General features: G+C 45.5%; 15 protein-coding genes. 11 read left to right on the forward strand and 4 right to left on the reverse strand.

Annotated elements, in window-relative coordinates; genetic code table 11:
- Positions 1-137: 137 nt before the first annotated feature.
- On the reverse strand, positions 138-599 hold the full coding sequence (locus A3K86_RS05695; RefSeq protein WP_068328925.1) for an outer membrane lipoprotein: 462 nt from the start codon (positions 597-599) through the stop codon (positions 138-140).
- A 37-nt stretch (positions 600-636) separates the two neighbouring features.
- On the opposite strand from A3K86_RS05695, the gene aat reads away from it, so the two are divergent.
- From aat to speB, 5 genes are all read left to right on the forward strand, one after another.
- Positions 637-1,350 carry a leucyl/phenylalanyl-tRNA--protein transferase gene (gene aat, locus A3K86_RS05700; protein ID WP_068328926.1) on the forward strand — a complete coding sequence of 238 codons (714 nt, stop codon included), beginning with the start codon at positions 637-639 and terminating at the stop codon, positions 1,348-1,350.
- Between the two features lies 1 nt (position 1,351).
- On the forward strand, positions 1,352-2,053 hold the full coding sequence (locus tag A3K86_RS05705) for an arginyltransferase (protein WP_068328927.1): 702 nt from the start codon (positions 1,352-1,354) through the stop codon (positions 2,051-2,053).
- Positions 2,054-2,264: 211 nt separating this feature from the next.
- The gene (infA, locus tag A3K86_RS05710) at positions 2,265-2,483 is read left to right on the forward strand and encodes a translation initiation factor IF-1 (protein WP_005298441.1); all 219 of its coding nucleotides are present in this window, start codon (positions 2,265-2,267) and stop codon (positions 2,481-2,483) included.
- 554 nt (positions 2,484-3,037) lie between these two features.
- Positions 3,038-4,942 (forward strand): biosynthetic arginine decarboxylase, encoded by a 1,905-nt coding sequence (speA, locus tag A3K86_RS05720; protein ID WP_068328930.1) that lies wholly within the window; start codon positions 3,038-3,040, stop codon positions 4,940-4,942.
- Between the two features lie 71 nt (positions 4,943-5,013).
- Positions 5,014-5,928 (forward strand): agmatinase, encoded by a 915-nt coding sequence (speB, locus tag A3K86_RS05725; protein WP_068328932.1) that lies wholly within the window; start codon positions 5,014-5,016, stop codon positions 5,926-5,928.
- 92 nt (positions 5,929-6,020) lie between these two features.
- Here the strand turns inward: speB and clpA are convergent, their stop codons facing one another.
- On the reverse strand, positions 6,021-8,285 hold the full coding sequence (gene clpA / locus A3K86_RS05730; RefSeq protein WP_068328935.1) for an ATP-dependent Clp protease ATP-binding subunit ClpA: 2,265 nt from the start codon (positions 8,283-8,285) through the stop codon (positions 6,021-6,023).
- A 48-nt stretch (positions 8,286-8,333) separates the two neighbouring features.
- On the reverse strand, positions 8,334-8,654 hold the full coding sequence (gene clpS / locus A3K86_RS05735; RefSeq protein WP_068328938.1) for an ATP-dependent Clp protease adapter ClpS: 321 nt from the start codon (positions 8,652-8,654) through the stop codon (positions 8,334-8,336).
- Between the two features lie 598 nt (positions 8,655-9,252).
- On the opposite strand from clpS, the gene cspD reads away from it, so the two are divergent.
- Positions 9,253-9,474 (forward strand): cold shock domain-containing protein CspD, encoded by a 222-nt coding sequence (gene cspD / locus A3K86_RS05740; RefSeq protein ID WP_068328940.1) that lies wholly within the window; start codon positions 9,253-9,255, stop codon positions 9,472-9,474.
- A gap of 300 nt (positions 9,475-9,774) precedes the next feature.
- On the opposite strand, the gene icd is transcribed toward cspD, so the two are convergent.
- Positions 9,775-11,025, reverse strand: coding sequence for an NADP-dependent isocitrate dehydrogenase (icd, locus tag A3K86_RS05745; RefSeq protein ID WP_068328943.1), 1,251 nt, complete (start codon positions 11,023-11,025; stop codon positions 9,775-9,777).
- A gap of 142 nt (positions 11,026-11,167) precedes the next feature.
- Here icd and A3K86_RS05750 point away from each other — a divergent pair, with 142 nt between their 5' ends.
- The 5 genes from A3K86_RS05750 (at position 11,168) to norV (ending at position 17,158) form a co-directional block, all read left to right on the forward strand.
- Complete coding sequence (locus A3K86_RS05750; protein ID WP_068328946.1) at positions 11,168-11,812, forward strand: pseudouridine synthase; 645 nt, start codon at positions 11,168-11,170, stop codon at positions 11,810-11,812.
- A 427-nt stretch (positions 11,813-12,239) separates the two neighbouring features.
- Positions 12,240-13,355 (forward strand): tRNA 2-thiouridine(34) synthase MnmA, encoded by a 1,116-nt coding sequence (gene mnmA, locus A3K86_RS05755; RefSeq protein ID WP_068328949.1) that lies wholly within the window; start codon positions 12,240-12,242, stop codon positions 13,353-13,355.
- A 13-nt stretch (positions 13,356-13,368) separates the two neighbouring features.
- Positions 13,369-13,986, forward strand: coding sequence for a high frequency lysogenization protein HflD (gene hflD, locus A3K86_RS05760; RefSeq protein WP_068328951.1), 618 nt, complete (start codon positions 13,369-13,371; stop codon positions 13,984-13,986).
- Positions 13,987-14,067: 81 nt separating this feature from the next.
- A complete protein-coding gene (purB, locus tag A3K86_RS05765) occupies positions 14,068-15,438 on the forward strand; it encodes an adenylosuccinate lyase (protein WP_068328953.1) in 1,371 nt (456 codons plus the stop codon).
- A gap of 205 nt (positions 15,439-15,643) precedes the next feature.
- Positions 15,644-17,158 (forward strand): anaerobic nitric oxide reductase flavorubredoxin, encoded by a 1,515-nt coding sequence (gene norV / locus A3K86_RS05770; RefSeq protein ID WP_068328963.1) that lies wholly within the window; start codon positions 15,644-15,646, stop codon positions 17,156-17,158.
- Positions 17,159-17,164: the final 6 nt, after the last annotated feature.

Raw genomic sequence — 17,164 nt, forward strand, 5'->3', positions numbered from 1 at the left:
CGCACGCATTCAGTGGCAATGGCTTAACGAGAAAATACAGAAAATAACGGTACGAAATAAAACGGGCGCCACTCTATTTAGAGTCGCGCCCGTTTTTTAATGATGCGACTCGCTGTCGCGATTTATCTCACAAAAGATCAAGGGTAGGTTTTATCAACCCTTACGCCATCATTGAAATACAAGATACGGACATTATCACCACGATTAAAAATCATGCTCTGATCCACATCTTGGATCACATCAATGTATTTTCCTTCATCGCTTTTGATCAGTAACTCAACCAAGCGGTATTGCACCACTTTCTGCGTGTTCTGACGGTTGTGCGCATACCCTGCCCCCGCCACGACACCGACAGCCGTTGCCACTTCGCGACCACGACCACCACCAAACTGATTACCAATCAAACCACCAACAACGGCACCCAATAAAGTTTCCCAACCATTATGTTGTGAGTTAATCACTTCTTGCTGCGTGATGTAACGAACAGAGTCGACCTCACCAAAAACAATTTGATTCACCGCCCGAGCTTCATTACGGTTATATGGCGCTGCCGTTAAGCTAAGCGGTATGATTAGCAGTAACAAGAACAACTTTCTCATATATAATTTCTCTACTATCAGTTATTACTTTGATTCTATGGCTATTTACCTTCCTGAGCTAAGCCTTAGCACCACGCATTTTCCTAACCCAACCACAGCGTTAGACGATCCCAATGGCTTACTCGCATTTGGCGGCGACTTATCACCTCAGCGTTTGCTGGCGGCATACCAACAAGGGATCTTCCCGTGGTATTCAGACGGTGAGCCAATTTTATGGTGGAGCCCTGCCCCACGCGCCGTGTTCTGCCCTCAAGATTTCAAACCGAGCAAAAGCTTGCGTAAATTTGCTCGTAAATCAGGTTATCAGATCACCCTGAACCAAGCCTGTGCTGAAGTGATCGAACAATGTGCTGCCTGTCGCGGTCCAGAGGAAACATGGATCACCGATGAGATGATCCAAGCCTATCAAACCATGCACCAGCTCGGTTATTGCCATTCCGTTGAAGTATGGCAAAACGGCAACTTAGTCGGCGGCTTATACGGTATTCAAGTCGGCTCAGTGTTTTGCGGGGAATCTATGTTCACCCTTGCCGACAATGCCTCTAAGCTGGCTCTTTGGTACTTTATCAGACACTTTCGTGCCCACGGCGGAACACTGGTTGATTGCCAAATAATGAACGACCACCTTGCATCGCTGGGCGCTATCACCCGTGAACGTGCTCCATTCTTGGCACACCTGACGACAGCAAAAAATGCCATACTTAAGGCTGGCTGTTTTGCGCCGCAGACTTTAACTATGCCAGTAGAGTAATATGAACGACCTTAGTTTCCGTATCGGGTTAACGCCCAGTTCGCAATGTAATTACCTACCCGAGCAACGAGAACAGCTTGGTGTCGTGATCGACCAAGAATGGCTGTCGCCACAAGGCTATCAAATGTTGATCGCCTCTGGTTACCGTCGTAGCGGTAAAGCGATTTACAAGCCTATGTGCCAGCAATGCCAAGCCTGTATTCCACTGCGTATTGATTGCTATCTTTTTCAGCCATCTAAAAGCCAGAAACGCCAGCTTAAGCAAATGAAAAAGCTCCGCTGGGAGTTTAAGACTGAGCTTGATGTCAATTGGTTCACTCTCTATGAGAAGTACATCACTGCCCGTCATGCCGATGGCTCTATGTATCCACCCAACAAAGACCACTTCTTTGAGTTTAGTACGGCTGACTGGATGGATAGCCTATTCCTCCATGTTTATGAAGGGGATCAATTAATTGCGATTGCGGTGACCGATGTGTTTGAGAGTGCGCTTAGTGCGGTTTACAGCTTCTTTGACCCAGATTGCACCTTGTCGCTTGGCACCCTTTGCGTCCTCTTCCAAATTCAATATTGCCGACATACTGGTCGTCGTTGGCTATATCCGGGCTATCAAATTAATGAATGTAAAGCGATGAATTATAAAGTGAGATTCCAGCCTCACCAGAAACTCATTAATGGTCGCTGGCATGCTGAAGAAGAATGATTTTGGCACTTTTTTATGCCATCACTCCGATTTTAGCTGTAACAGCAGACTCAAATTACATAAAAAACAAAATAAATCCGATTTAATCTGGAACAAAAGCTGACAAAGGATACCTGCAAGGGTAAAATTGCGTCCTAAACTTTACACTTAAACAGTTTCGAGGCATTATCCAGCCCGATCAGAAGCATGGCTGGTAGCCTAAGAGGATTCAATGGCAAAAGAAGACGTAATTGAAATGCAAGGTACTGTACTTGATACACTACCTAATACAATGTTCCGCGTTGAGCTAGAAAACGGTCACGTTGTTACCGCTCACATCTCTGGTAAAATGCGTAAAAACTACATCCGTATTCTTACTGGCGACAAAGTAACTGTGGAACTGACTCCATACGACCTAACTAAAGGCCGTATCGTCTTCCGTGCTCGTTAATCTAATTATTTAGATTAAAGAATACAGATAAAACCCAGCCTTTTGGCTGGGTTTTGTCTATCTGGCGTTTAGAGATTCACTCATCCCCAACAAAAATTCGTCTTCACCTTCCATCAAATTTACTTATCGTTGCAACAAAATCATTTTGTTTGCGCCATCTGCCATTCAGTTGTCTAATCGCGTCGCACCCAGTTGGCATTCCCGACCAGCCAAGCGAGGTGTAGACGGGCTCAGCCATGAGCCTCATCTTTCTTTCATACCGTGACACCATACTCAGCACGGCCATGTAGGAATGCGAATGAAACCTTTCAAACATAATTTCTCTTTGCCTAATGTCTCGGTCGTGACATCGACGTTGATGGCTTATTGCCAATCAAAGACGTCATTTAGGGAAGAGTAACGCTCCCCACCTAATTTTTGGTTTCACTCAAGTCGCTCACTATCAACGCGCTTGAGGAGTCTTATCCACCTGGCGCTTGCAGTTTCACGGCAGCAACCCTGCCCTTATCTTTTATTACAACTGCTTGCCCGCAATCACTGATCGAGGAATAAACATGAGTGATTGGTCTATCAATGATGCACGTGACGTCTACAACACCCCATACTGGGGTCAAGGCTACTTTGACATTAACGCTCAAGGTGAAGTGGTTGCTAAACCAGACAACCTCAATCCAAACAATACTGTCGCGCTTTCCAAGCTCGCAGATGAATTGATCGCCAAAGGCGCTTCATTGCCAGTATTGGTGCGGTTTCCTGATATTTTGCATCATCGAGTGGACAGCCTGTGCTCTACCTTCAACCAAGCGATTGAGCATTACGGTTACCAAGGTGAGTACCTAGCGGTTTACCCAATCAAGGTTAACCAACAAGACGCGGTGGTGAGCGAAATTCTAGCAAGCCAATATGCTAAACAGCAGCGCCAGCTTGGTTTAGAAGCGGGCAGTAAACCTGAGCTAATGGCTGTGCTCGCAATGGCGCAGCAAGCCAGCTCTGTGATCGTTTGTAACGGCTATAAAGATAAAGAATACATTCGCTTAGCGCTAATTGGTGAAAAGCTAGGTCACGAAGTGTATATCGTGCTAGAAAAACTGTCTGAGCTCGATACCGTGATGCAAGAAGCACAAGCGTTAGGCGTTCGCCCTCGTCTTGGTCTTCGCGCTCGCCTTTCTTCACAAGGCAAAGGCAAGTGGCAAGCAAGCGGCGGCGAAAAATCGAAATTTGGTCTGTCAGCCTCGCAAGTGCTAACGGTCGTTAACAAGCTACGCGATCATCAAATGCTCGATTGCTTGCAGTTATTGCACTTCCATCTAGGGTCGCAAATTGCCAATATCCGCGACGTACGCAACGGTGTGGGTGAAGCAAGCCGAGTGTATGCTGAGCTATGCAAACTAGGCGCAGGCATTACTACTGTTGATGTGGGTGGTGGTTTGGCAGTCGATTACGAAGGTACCCGTAGCCAAAGCAGCTGTTCAATGAACTACAGCTTGCGCGAATACGCGAACAATGTGGTGTACACCATTGGCGATATCTGTAAAGAGTACAGCATAGCGATGCCACGTATTATTTCAGAATCAGGGCGTAACCTAACCGCGCATCACGCAGTGCTTATCACTGACGTGATTGGGGTTGAGAGCTACAAACAAGAATCTGTGTATCCGCCAGAAGCAACGGCACCGCAGATTTTGCACAACATGTGGCACTCATGGCAGGACTTAAAAGCATTAAGCGATCACCGCTCTTTGGTTGAAATTTACCATGATAATCAAAGTGATTTAGCCGAAGTTCACACTCAGTTCGCAATGGGAATGTTGAGCTTCACAGAACGTGCTTGGGCTGAACAAATCAGCTTACGTCTGTGTTATGAATTGGAAAAACGTTTATCGACTAAGAACCGTGCTCACCGCCCATTGTTGGACGAGATGCATGAGCGTTTAGCCGATAAGTTCTTCGTGAACTTTTCGCTATTCCAATCACTGCCAGATGCTTGGGGGATTGAGCAAATTTTCCCTGTGCTACCACTGACAAAATTGGATAAAGAGCCAGAACGCCGTGCTGTGATCTTAGACATTACCTGTGACTCTGACGGTGCGATTGATCAATACGTTGAAGGTCAAGGCATTGAACATACGCTAGCGGTACCAGCTTGGACCAGCGAGTCACCGTACCGCCTTGGTTTCTTTATGGTAGGAGCTTACCAAGAAGTGCTTGGCAATATGCACAACTTATTTGGTGATACTGATACTGCGATTGTGCGTTGTAACGAGCAAGGTGGCTATGAGATCGAACAAATCGTTCGTGGTGATAGCGTTGGCGATGTATTGCGTTACGTGCACCTCGACTCCGAGCAATTCCTTCACCAATACGAAGTGATGGTGAAAGAACACCTACCGGAAGAAGAGCACGCAACCGTATTGGCAGAGCTCGCTGAAGGCTTAAAAGGCTACACCTACCTAGAGTAAGCCTGTTAACCGTATTTCATTGATTCATTTCCAGCCCAAGCTTTCGGCTTGGGCTGTCGGGAGTTGTAATTATGGCAACACTTGCCACTCATCCAGATTACTCACTATACGCCAATGCTTTTGGCTTTTTGCGCCAACCATTGGTGTTCAACCCACAAGCATGTGACGCCGATGTTGTTATCACAGGTGTGCCTTTTGACATGGCAACCACAGGTCGCTCAGGCAGCCGCATGGGGCCAGGTGCAATCCGTCAAATCTCCACCAACCTAGCTTGGGAAGGTAAACGCTGGCCGTGGTCATTTTCCTTAACCGACAAAATCACCCTCGCAGATTGCGGTGATTTAGTGTTCGATAGCGGTGATGCAGGCCAAATGTGTGATCGCCTTGAGCAGCATGCCACCAGCTTGCTTTCTCAAGGCAAAACCTTACTGACCTTTGGCGGCGATCACTTCGTGACCTTGCCGCTACTTCGCGCTCATGCCAAGCAGTTCGGTGAAATGGCATTGATTCACTTTGATGCTCACACCGATACCTATGACATGGGTAGCCAATACGATCACGGTACCATGTTCTATCACGCACCAAATGAAGGGCTGATTGACCCAACGCATTCGGTACAGATCGGCATTCGCACCGATTACGATAACAAACTAGGGTTTAATGTTATCGATGCGGCAACCGCTAACGACTGGTCAATAGAGCAAATTGTTAGCAATATCAAAGCCACTGTCGGCGATCGTCCGGTATACCTAACCTTTGATATTGATTGTCTCGATCCTGCTTTTGCACCCGGTACTGGCACACCAGTATGCGGCGGATTAACATCTGACAAAGCGCTGAAAATCATTCGTGGCTTACAAGGCATTAATCTTGTGGGGATGGATGTGGTCGAAGTTGCACCAGCTTACGATCATGCGGATATGACAGCCCTTGCTGCAGCAACTATCGCGACAGATTTGCTTCACTTGTGGGCGAGCCAGCGTTAACGAGGCTTATCATCCATCAAGTGGAAAGCGTCAGCTAAAAAATAACCGCCCATTGGGCGGTTATTTTATTGAGAAGCTAATCTAGCGGCTGATTAATGGGCTGGTTCCATTTCACTGCTGAATTGGAAATCAAGCTCATCGTTTACCAAATCAACACGTACCGAACCACCGTTGGTCAAGCTACCAAAGAGTAATTCGTTCGCCATTGGTTTTTTCAGGTTATCTTGGATAACACGAGCCATTGGACGTGCACCCATTGCTTTGTCGTAACCTTTATCAGCCAACCATTGACGCGCATCTTCAGAGACTTCCATCGAAACGCCACGTGCATCCAATTGGGCTTGCAGCTCAACAATGAACTTATCAACCACTTGGTGAATAACATCTTTATCAAGGTGGTTAAACCAAATGATGTTATCCAGACGGTTTCGGAATTCAGGTGTAAACACACGCTTAATTTCCGACATCGCATCATGGCTGTGGTCTTGTTGAATCAAACCAATCGACTTACGTACGGTTTCCGAAACACCGGCATTGGTGGTCATCACGAAAATCACGTTACGGAAATCAGCTTTGCGACCGTTATTGTCGGTTAGCGTACCGTTATCCATTACTTGAAGCAGAAGATTAAACACATCAGGGTGCGCTTTTTCAATCTCATCCAGTAGTACTACTGAATGCGGTTGTTTGATAACAGCATCAGTTAACAAACCACCTTGGTCGTAACCCACGTAACCCGGAGGTGCACCAATTAGGCGGCTCACTGTGTGACGCTCCATGTACTCAGACATATCAAAGCGCAGCAGATCGATACCTAGCGTGCGAGCTAGCTGTACGGTCACCTCAGTTTTACCAACACCAGTAGGGCCAGCAAATAGGAATGAACCCACAGGTTTGTTATCAGCGCCTAAACCAGCACGGCTTAGCTTGATCGCTTCAGTCAGTACATCAATGGCTTCGTCTTGACCAAATACCAGCATTTTCAGCTTGCTATCGAGTTTTTGCAGTACATCGCGGTCGCTTGAAGAGACTGATTTTTCAGGGATACGTGCCATTTTTGCAATCATGGCTTCGATATCACTAACGTTAACTGTCTTCTTACGTCGGCTCGCAGGCGCTAGACGACAACGCGCACCCGCTTCATCAATCACATCAATTGCCTTATCTGGCAAGTGGCGTTCATTGATGTATTTCGCCGATAACTCAACCGCAGCGCGGATAGCTTTGTTAGTAAAGCGTACTTCGTGGTGAGCTTCGTATTTTGGTTTCAGACCCATCAAGATCTTAGTGGTATCGTCCAGCGATGGCTCGATAACATCGATCTTTTGGAAACGACGAGACAATGCACGCTCTTTCTCAAAGATATTGCTGTATTCTTGATAAGTTGTTGAGCCCATACAACGTAGCTTACCGCTACTTAGCAGTGGCTTGATAAGGTTTGCGGCATCAACCTGACCGCCCGATGCAGCACCCGCACCAATGATGGTGTGGATTTCATCGATAAACAGCACCGCATGATCTTCTTTCTCAAGCTGCTTCAAAATACCCTTGAAGCGTTTCTCGAAATCACCGCGATATTTGGTACCCGCCAATAGCGAACCAATATCAAGCGAGTAAATCACACAGTCTTTAATGATGTCTGGCACTTGGCCTTCAACGATACGCCATGCCAAACCTTCAGCAATGGCTGTTTTACCAACACCAGCCTCACCCACAAGCAGTGGATTGTTCTTACGGCGACGGCAAAGCACTTGAACTGTACGTTCCAGCTCACTGTCACGACCAATGAGTGGGTCGATACCACCCGCTTTGGCTAGTTGGTTAAGGTTAGTCGCGAAGTTCTCTAGTTTGTCTTCTGAGCTCTGCTCGGCGCGAACATCTTCGCCGCCAACATCAGCACCACCCATGTCGTCGTTATCGCTGTCTTTCACGGTACCGTGAGAGATAAAGTTAACCACGTCTAAACGGCTAATATCGCTTTTCTTAAGCAGGTATGCAGCGTGAGATTCTTGTTCACTGAAAATCGCAACTAGCACATTGGCACCAGTTACTTCACTTCGACCAGAAGACTGAACATGGAATACGGCACGTTGAAGTACACGCTGGAAGCTGAGTGTAGGTTGGGTTTCACGACTCTCATCATCAGCTGGGATGAGAGGTGTAGTTTGCTCGATAAAAGAATCAAGCTCTTTGCGAAGCTGCTCCAGATCTGCACGACAGGCTACCAGTGCCTCTTGTGCTGAAGCGTTCTCAAGCAATGCCAGTAGCAGATGCTCGACTGTCATAAATTCATGGCGCTTTTCGCGTGCTCGCGCAAATGCACCATTCAAGCTAGCTTCAAGTTCTTTGTTTAGCATAGGCACCTCCCCTAAATACCACTCAAAATGGCGTGCCGGAAAAAGGTTTTACGCTTTTTCCATCGTACACAACAGCGGATGTTCATGCTCTCTAGCGTACATCATGACTTGCGCCACTTTTGTTTCAGCAACCTCTGCGGTGAAAGTACCGCAAATGGCCTTACCTTCATAATGCACAGATAGCATCAACTGCGTTGCTTTCTCCAGATCCATGGAGAAGAATTTCTGTAACACTTCTATCACAAAATCCATCGGCGTGTAATCATCATTATTCAGAATGACCTTGTACATCGATGGCGGTTTTACCTCGAGTTCTTCCTTATCTAAAATATCAGACTCAGGCACAACCCATTCATATAACTTACTCATAAACCTAACTTATACGCGCGGTAGAAACAAACTAAAAATTAACAATAATTTAGGGCATATCAACCAAGTATCATCGAGAATTATCAGTGCAGTGCGAACACTTTTGCCTACCTATATACTGAGACTAATGCACACATTGTATTCCAGCAAATCCAAGATGACCATGATCAAAGCGGCATGAGGTGATTTGATACACAAGGGCAAGAATAAACTGTTTGCATAATGACAAAAACCAAGAGCTTTATTTGCTGAATATGGCTTTTTACCAACCAATAATGAGGTGAGGCTAGCACTTCGTCACAGGGCTGAGACAGACCACAAAAAAGCCATAACCCTTGGTAAAGAACACCATAAAAAACTCAATGAAAACGACTCTCATTTCTAACTTTCAATAACATCATACTGCTTTTATTGATGCAAATAAGATTTTATCGGGATGTTACAATATGCACTTGACTGTCTAGCTCTATTTACTAAAGTGTAACCTGTAGTAGATATAAACTGCATCAAAATAGCATTAGTATGCACAGGACACTAACAGTACATTCCTGTACACTATTTGCTCAATGGATTTGAAATGCGAGAAGGATGTATTAGCATGGCAACAGGTACAGTTAAGTGGTTCAATAACGCCAAAGGATTTGGGTTCATTTGTCCAGAAGAGGGAGAAGGTGACATCTTCGCCCACTACTCTACAATCCAAATGGATGGATACCGTACGCTAAAAGCGGGTCAACAGGTCAATTATACAATTCAGACTGGTCCGAAAGGTTTCCATGCCAGCGAAATCGTCCCTGTCGAGGGCGAAATCGCTAAATAATCGCCTATCTCCTCAGGCAGAAAAAGATGAGCTTTTATGCTCATCTTTTTTGTTTGGCACTCTCCCACACCACGCTAGTCCATACCATTGCAGTTCTTCTTGTTTAGCTTCGTGAACTCCACTTCAATGGCGCTGTAAGTGCTAACAACCGCATAAGCAACGCATAAAAGAAGACACTAGCCTGACTAAAAAACCATACTGATAAAATTAACACTTGATAAACAAAAGGCCTAGCAATTCGCTAGGCCTTTAAAGTTAGCTCTCTCCTATCAGAAGGAGCTCATCACCAAGGGCAAATAATTACATTTGCTCAATCATGTCATCAGCAAATTCTGAACATTTGCGAAGAGTCGCCCCTTCCATTAGACGTTCAAAATCGTAGGTTACCGTCTTGTTCTTAATTGCCGCTTCCATCGAGCTAATGATGAGATCTGCCGCTTCAGTCCAACCAAGGTGACGAAGCATCATTTCAGCTGACAAAATCAAAGAACCAGGGTTTACCTTGTCTTGGCCCGCGTACTTAGGCGCTGTGCCGTGTGTTGCTTCAAATAGTGCAACACCATCACCAATGTTCGCACCCGGTGCAATACCAATACCACCCACTTGTGCTGCTAATGCATCAGAAACATAGTCACCATTTAGGTTCATAGTCGCGATAACATCGTACTCAGCAGGGCGAAGTAGAATTTGTTGTAGGAATGCATCGGCGATGCAGTCTTTAATCACAATCTCTTTGCCAGTATTTGGGTTCTTCAATGTCATCCAAGGACCGCCATCTAGCAGCTCAGCACCGAATTCCGCCGCCACTTCATAACCCCAATCTTTAAATGCCCCTTCGGTAAACTTCATAATGTTACCTTTGTGGACAATAGTGAGTGAGTCACGGTCGTTGTCGATAGTGTACTGCAGCGCAGCACGAACAAGGCGCTTAGTACCTTCTTCAGAAATCGGCTTGATACCAACACCACATTGTTGTGGGAAACGGATCTTCGTTGCGCCCATTTCTTCTTGTAGGAACTGAATTACTTTATCAGCTTCTTTAGTGCCAGCTTGGAACTCAACCCCAGCGTAAATGTCTTCTGAGTTTTCACGGTAGATCACCATGTCAGTCAACTCAGGCTGTTTTAGCGGGCTTGGTACACCATCGAAATAACGAACAGGGCGCGCACAGACATAAAGATCAAGTTCTTGACGAAGGGCTACGTTTAGAGAACGAATACCGCCACCAACAGGGGTTGTTAGTGGGCCTTTGATTGCCACTTTATATTCGCGAATAAAATCGAGGGTTTCTTGAGGAAGCCATGCATCTTCACCATATACTTGGGTCGATTTTTCACCAGTGTAGATTTCCATCCATTCAATCTTACGGTCACCGGCGTAGGCTTTTTCAACAGCAGCATCAACAACTTTGATCATTGCAGGGCTTACATCAACACCAATACCATCACCTTCAATGTAAGGAATGATTGGTTTGTTAGGAACTACAAGTTTACCTTCAGTGTCCAGAGTGATTTTCTGACCTTCAACTGGTACAACTACTTTACTATCCATTTAAATCTCCTAGCGTCCATTTGTTATCTTTTTGTAAGATGCGCGCAAATCATACTCGATTTTTCAACAACACGCCAATCCATGATTTTTCACGTATAATAGGCACGATAATGTCGTTAATCCCCAGTACAACACGCTATTTATGAATCCCAAAACAAGCTTTCGTCAACCTCGACGTACCAATAATGAGCGCAGAGCATCAAGAAAACTCACAAAACCTAAGCGTCCGCGTGGTCCTCAAAAGATCATTTTATTTAACAAACCCTTTAATGTGTTGACGCAATTTACCGGGGAAGAAGGTGACAAAACCCTTGCTGACTTTATTCCCGTGAAGGATGTTTACCCTGCTGGTCGACTCGATAAAGACAGTGAAGGCTTACTGGTACTCACCAACGATGGTGTACTACAAGCACGACTAACTCAGCCGAAATCCAAATCACCAAAAACCTACTGGGTACAAGTAGAAGGTGACCCAAGCGAAGAAAAACTAGAACAACTTCGCTGTGGGGTGACCCTAAAAGATGGTCCAACGCTACCAGCGCAAGTTGAGCGTATGGCTGAACCACCAGTTTGGGATCGCGTACCACCAATCCGTGAACGTAAAAACGTGCCAACAACTTGGCTGGCTATCACATTAAAAGAAGGGCGTAACCGCCAGGTTCGCCGCATGACGGCACATATCAATCACCCAACCTTGCGTTTAATCCGTTATAAAATGGCGCAATGGACAGTGGATGATCTTGCACCGGGTGAATGGCGCGAAGTCACGCTAAAACAAGAAAGCTAACCAACGTACTATCGCCAAGCCAGTCAATCTGGCTTGGTTCTCTCCATATTTACGATGACGCGACCACCTTGGTAGCCCTGTTTTTTCTCCCCATCTTTATGCTTAGCTAAACGGCAGATTTCCTCGTTAATAACCAATAAAACACTACCCTTTTGATTCGAGTTCCTCTATCATTGCCGCAAATAGCAAACGTTTGCCTAAGCTATTTAGCAACGCGTTTCTGGTTAACTTAACAGCCTTGTTAACAGCAAAATATCAGTCATTGACGTGCTAAATTATTCAATAGCCATACTTTGTTACTTAACTGGAGCTGATAACAGCTCAAAAAGAAGTCAATAATAAAGTGTGATTCAAATCGTACTCTGTTTCGCTACAGAGCTTTCTGTTAGAATTACGCTCTTAACTCTATTAGCGACTGAAGAGAAATATGTCAGATAACAGCCAAAAAAAAGTCATTGTCGGCATGTCCGGCGGCGTTGATTCATCGGTATCCGCTTACCTACTCCTTCAACAAGGTTATCAGGTTGAAGGCCTGTTCATGAAGAACTGGGAAGAAGATGATAACGAGGAATACTGCTCTGCCGCAGAAGATCTGGCTGATGCACAAGCTGTATGTGACAAACTGGGTATCAAGCTGCACACCATTAACTTTGCAGCAGAGTACTGGGACAACGTATTCGAATACTTCCTTGCTGAATACAAAGCAGGCCGTACCCCAAACCCAGATATTCTTTGTAACAAAGAAATCAAATTTAAGGCTTTCCTAGAATTCGCAGATGAAGTGCTAGAAGCCGATTACATCGCTATGGGTCACTACACTCGTCGTAGCTTCCCAACAGCTGAAGGTGAAAAACCTCAAATGCTTCGCGGTGTTGATAACAACAAAGACCAAAGCTACTTCCTATACACGCTAAGCCACGAGCAAATTGCACGTAGCCTGTTCCCTGTGGGTGAACTAGAAAAGCCAGAAGTACGCCGTATTGCTGAAGAGCAAGGTCTGATCACAGCGAAGAAGAAAGATTCCACAGGTATCTGCTTCATCGGTGAGCGTAAATTCACTGAATTCCTAAGCAAATACTTGCCTGCGCAGCCAGGTAAGATCATTACCGCTGACGAAGGTAAAGAAATTGGTGAACACCAAGGTCTGATGTACCACACGCTAGGTCAGCGCAAAGGTCTACACATTGGTGGTCAAAAAGGCGGTAACGGTAACGAAGACGCTTGGTACGTAGTAGATAAAGACGTTGAGCGTAACGAACTGATCGTTGGTCAAGGTAAAGATCACCCACGTCTTAAATCTGAAGGTTTGGTGGCAGCTCAGCTACATTGGGTAGACCGTCAACCAATTCGCGAACCACTGAAATGTTCAGTGAAGACACGTTACCGTCAACAAGATATCCCTTGTACGATTCTGCCAATCGATGACGAAAACATTAAAGTGATCTTCGATGAACCACAAATTGCCGTAACACCTGGGCAATCAGCGGTATTCTACCAAGGCGAAATTTGTCTTGGTGGCGGCATTATTGAACAACGCATTTAAGGAGCGGTCGCACGTGGCATACTCTTTATACGATCGTACTATCGCTTTTGCTGGTATTTGCCAAGCTGTGAAACTCGTTCAAAAAGTGGCCCGTGACGGCACTTGTGACAGTGATGAATTAGCAGCTTGCCTTAACAGCATTACGGTCACTGACCCTGCGAACACACTGGAAATTTTTGGTGACGAGGAAAGCTTACGTCTTGGCCTTGAAACCCTTACGGCTGAAATCGACAACACCCCATCAGGTAATGAAATTACGCGTTACTTGGTGAGTGTTATGGCGCTAGAACGTAAACTCTCTAGCCGCCGTGACAGCATGGCTCAACTGGGCGAACGCTTGGATGTGATTAAACGCCAATCGGAGCACTTTGAGTTACTCGACGATCAGATGATCAGCAATATTGCGAGTGTTTACCTTGATACTATCAGTCCACTCGGACCACGCATTCAAGTAACAGGTACACCTGCTCACCTACAACAGCCAGCGGTACAGCACAAAGTACGTGCTTTACTTCTAGCTGCAGTGCGAAGCGCTGTGCTATGGCGCCAAGTAGGTGGTAAACGCCGTCATCTGATTTTTGGTCGTAAACAAATGGTTGAGCAAGCAAAAATCTTACTTGCTCGCTGTTAATCATTACTCTTGCAGCGCCGTACTGGTTGCGGTGCTGTGCTATCCAATTTGTTAAACCTCATCAATCAGGAGAGAGACAACATGGAACTGTCAGCATTGACTGCTGTTTCCCCGGTAGACGGCCGATACGGAAGTAAAACAAGCGCACTTCGCAGCATCTTCAGTGAATTTGGTCTGCTAAAGTACCGCACTATTGTTGAAATCCGTTGGTTACAAAAACTGGCTGCTACTGACGCTATCGTGGAAGTTCCTGCATTCAGCGCCGAAGCAAATGCGTTCCTAGACCGCGTTGCTGCTGAATTCAGCGAAGCAGATGCGCTACGTATCAAAGAAATCGAGCGTACAACTAACCACGACGTAAAAGCGGTTGAATACTTCCTGAAAGAGAAAGTAGCTGAAGTACCTGAACTACACGCTGTAAACGAGTTCATTCACTTCGCATGTACTTCTGAAGACATCAACAACACTTCGCACGCGCTAATGCTTCACGAAGCTCGCGAGCAAGTGATTCTTCCAGAAATCCGCAACGTAATCGATGCTATCAAAGCGCTAGCAAACGAATACCGTGACATTCCACTACTGTCTCGTACTCACGGTCAGCCTGCTTCTCCATCGACTATGGGTAAAGAAATGGCTAACGTGGCGTACCGTATGGAACGTCAATACAAGCAAATCGAAAGCGTTGAAATTCTAGCGAAAATCAACGGTGCTGTAGGTAACTACAACGCACACCTTTCTGCTTACCCAGAAGTTGACTGGCACCAATTCAGCGAAGAGTTCATCACTGAATCTCTTGGCGTAACTTGGAACCCGTACACCACGCAAATCGAACCGCACGATTACATCGCAGAACTATTCGATGCTATCGCACGTTTCAACACTATCCTTCTAGACTTCGACCGTGACGTTTGGGGCTACATTGCTCTAGGTCACTTCAAGCAGAAGACGATTGCTGGTGAGATCGGTTCTTCAACTATGCCTCACAAAGTTAACCCAATCGACTTTGAGAACTCTGAAGGTAACCTAGGTCTTGCTAACGCAATCTTTGGCCACCTAGCACAGAAACTACCTGTTTCTCGCTGGCAGCGTGACCTCACTGACTCAACTGTACTACGTAACCTAGGTGTAGGTTGTGGTTACGCAATCATCGCGTACACATCAACACTAAAAGGTATCAGCAAGCTAGAAGTTAACCGCGAAGCACTTCTAGCCGAGCTAGACCAAAACTGGGAAGTACTAGCTGAGCCAGTACAAACCGTTATGCGTCGTTACGGCATCGAAAAACCATACGAGAAGCTAAAAGAGCTAACTCGTGGTAAGCGTGTTGATGGTGAAGGCATGCGCCAATTCATCGATGGTCTTGAGCTTCCAGAGCACGAGAAAGCACGTCTGAAAGAAATGACGCCAGCAAACTACATCGGTGATGCTATCAAGCTTACGGACAAGCTTTAATTTTTTAAGCTTTAAAATTCAAAAGGTTGGCATATCGCCAACCTTTTTTTATACCTGCTTTTCACTATTGCTCCCCTCCCCATCATTTGATTTAGATCAAATAAATTTTAAACATGCATTTATATTGCAACTTTAAGATTGATAAAGATCACACCAAGGCATAAGATGCATTTGAAATGAATGTTAAGCAATAGGTAAAAGCATTATGTCTATCCATGTTAAAAATAATATCCACTGGGTTGGTCAACGTGACTGGGAAGTTCGAGACTTTCATGGCACTGAATACAAAACCCTTAAAGGCACAAGTTACAATAGCTACCTCATTCGTGAAGGTAAGAACGTGTTAATCGATACCGTTGATCATAAATTTAGCTATGACTTTGTGCTACAACTTGAGCAAGAGATCGACCTTAACGATATCGATCTAATTGTGATCAACCACGCTGAAGAAGATCATGCAGGTGCCCTATCTCACCTGATGAGTAAAATTCCTAACACCCCAATCTACTGTACTGAAAATGCCATCGACTCTATCGTAGGTCATCACCATCACCCTGAGTGGAACTTTAATGTCGTTAAAACCGGTGACACTATAGATATTGGTAATGGCAAATCATTAGTCTTTATCGAAACGCCAATGTTGCACTGGCCTGATAGCATGATGACCTACATGACTGGCGATGCAGTGCTCTTTAGTAATGATGCGTTTGGGCAGCACTACTGTGACGAGCGCCTATTCAACGACGAAGTTGAACAAAATGAGTTGATGGAACAATGCTTACGCTACTATGCGAACATCCTGACACCATTTAGCCCATTGGTAACTGCCAAGATCAATGAAGTATTAGGCTTCAACTTACCGCTAGATATGGTGGCAACTTCTCACGGCGTAATTTGGCGTGATAACCCAGTACAAATCATTGAAAAGTACCTTGAATGGGCAAATGAATACCAAGAAGATAAAATCACCATCTTCTACGACTCAATGTCGAACAACACCCGTATGATGGCCGATGGTATCGCGCAAGGGATCACCGAAGCTGATCCGAATGTTGCTGTTAAGATCTTCAATGTCTCTCGTCATGACAAAAATGAGATTTTGACCCATGTGTTTGGCTCTAAAGGGATCTTGGTTGGTTCATCAACCATGAACAATGTCATGATGCCCAAAATTGCGGGGATGCTGGAAGAAATAACTGGCCTACGCTTTAAAGGCAAAAAGGCTGGCGCATTTGGTAGTTATGGCTGGAACGGTGGTGCGGTCGATCGCATTCACTCACGCCTAACTGATGCTGGTTTCTTTACTACTGTTGGCTTAAAAACCAAGTGGCGCCCTGACTCTAACGCGCTTTCAGAATGTCGTGAACACGGTCGTCAAATTGCCAAACAATGGGCACTTACCCCATTAACAGATACAAATTCTAGCGTAACCGTCGAAGATACAAACTCAACTCCAAGCCAAGTACCAGCAACGGCAAACGAAGTAAGTAACGACCAACCCAAAATCGATGATGTTCAAACCGCGAAGCCATCGCCATCTTGCAACCAAACCAGTGACGACCAAGCCATGATTTGTACGGTATGTCAGTGGGTCTATGATACGCAAACTGGCGAACCTAACCAAGACGTTGCACCTGGTACCGCGTGGAATGATGTACCTGATACTTTCCTTTGCCCTGAGTGTGGCATCGGCAAAGAAGTTTTTGAACCACTGGCATAACGGGTA

Source organism: Photobacterium jeanii (assembly GCF_001650345.1).
Classification (GTDB): Bacteria; Pseudomonadota; Gammaproteobacteria; order Enterobacterales; family Vibrionaceae; genus Photobacterium; species Photobacterium jeanii.

What these genes read in the sequence shown, in the direction of transcription:
- A3K86_RS05695 (WP_068328925.1), bottom strand. Translation starts at nt 599, where the DNA reads ATGAGAAAGTTGTTCTTGTTACTGCTAATCATACCGCTTAGCTTAACG.
- aat (WP_068328926.1), top strand. Translation starts at nt 637, where the DNA reads ATGGCTATTTACCTTCCTGAGCTAAGCCTTAGCACCACGCATTTTCCT.
- A3K86_RS05705 (WP_068328927.1), top strand. Translation starts at nt 1,352, where the DNA reads ATGAACGACCTTAGTTTCCGTATCGGGTTAACGCCCAGTTCGCAATGT.
- infA (WP_005298441.1), top strand. Translation starts at nt 2,265, where the DNA reads ATGGCAAAAGAAGACGTAATTGAAATGCAAGGTACTGTACTTGATACA.
- speA (WP_068328930.1), top strand. Translation starts at nt 3,038, where the DNA reads ATGAGTGATTGGTCTATCAATGATGCACGTGACGTCTACAACACCCCA.
- speB (WP_068328932.1), top strand. Translation starts at nt 5,014, where the DNA reads ATGGCAACACTTGCCACTCATCCAGATTACTCACTATACGCCAATGCT.
- clpA (WP_068328935.1), bottom strand. Translation starts at nt 8,285, where the DNA reads ATGCTAAACAAAGAACTTGAAGCTAGCTTGAATGGTGCATTTGCGCGA.
- clpS (WP_068328938.1), bottom strand. Translation starts at nt 8,654, where the DNA reads ATGAGTAAGTTATATGAATGGGTTGTGCCTGAGTCTGATATTTTAGAT.
- cspD (WP_068328940.1), top strand. Translation starts at nt 9,253, where the DNA reads ATGGCAACAGGTACAGTTAAGTGGTTCAATAACGCCAAAGGATTTGGG.
- icd (WP_068328943.1), bottom strand. Translation starts at nt 11,025, where the DNA reads ATGGATAGTAAAGTAGTTGTACCAGTTGAAGGTCAGAAAATCACTCTG.
- A3K86_RS05750 (WP_068328946.1), top strand. Translation starts at nt 11,168, where the DNA reads ATGAATCCCAAAACAAGCTTTCGTCAACCTCGACGTACCAATAATGAG.
- mnmA (WP_068328949.1), top strand. Translation starts at nt 12,240, where the DNA reads ATGTCAGATAACAGCCAAAAAAAAGTCATTGTCGGCATGTCCGGCGGC.
- purB (WP_068328953.1), top strand. Translation starts at nt 14,068, where the DNA reads ATGGAACTGTCAGCATTGACTGCTGTTTCCCCGGTAGACGGCCGATAC.
- norV (WP_068328963.1), top strand. Translation starts at nt 15,644, where the DNA reads ATGTCTATCCATGTTAAAAATAATATCCACTGGGTTGGTCAACGTGAC.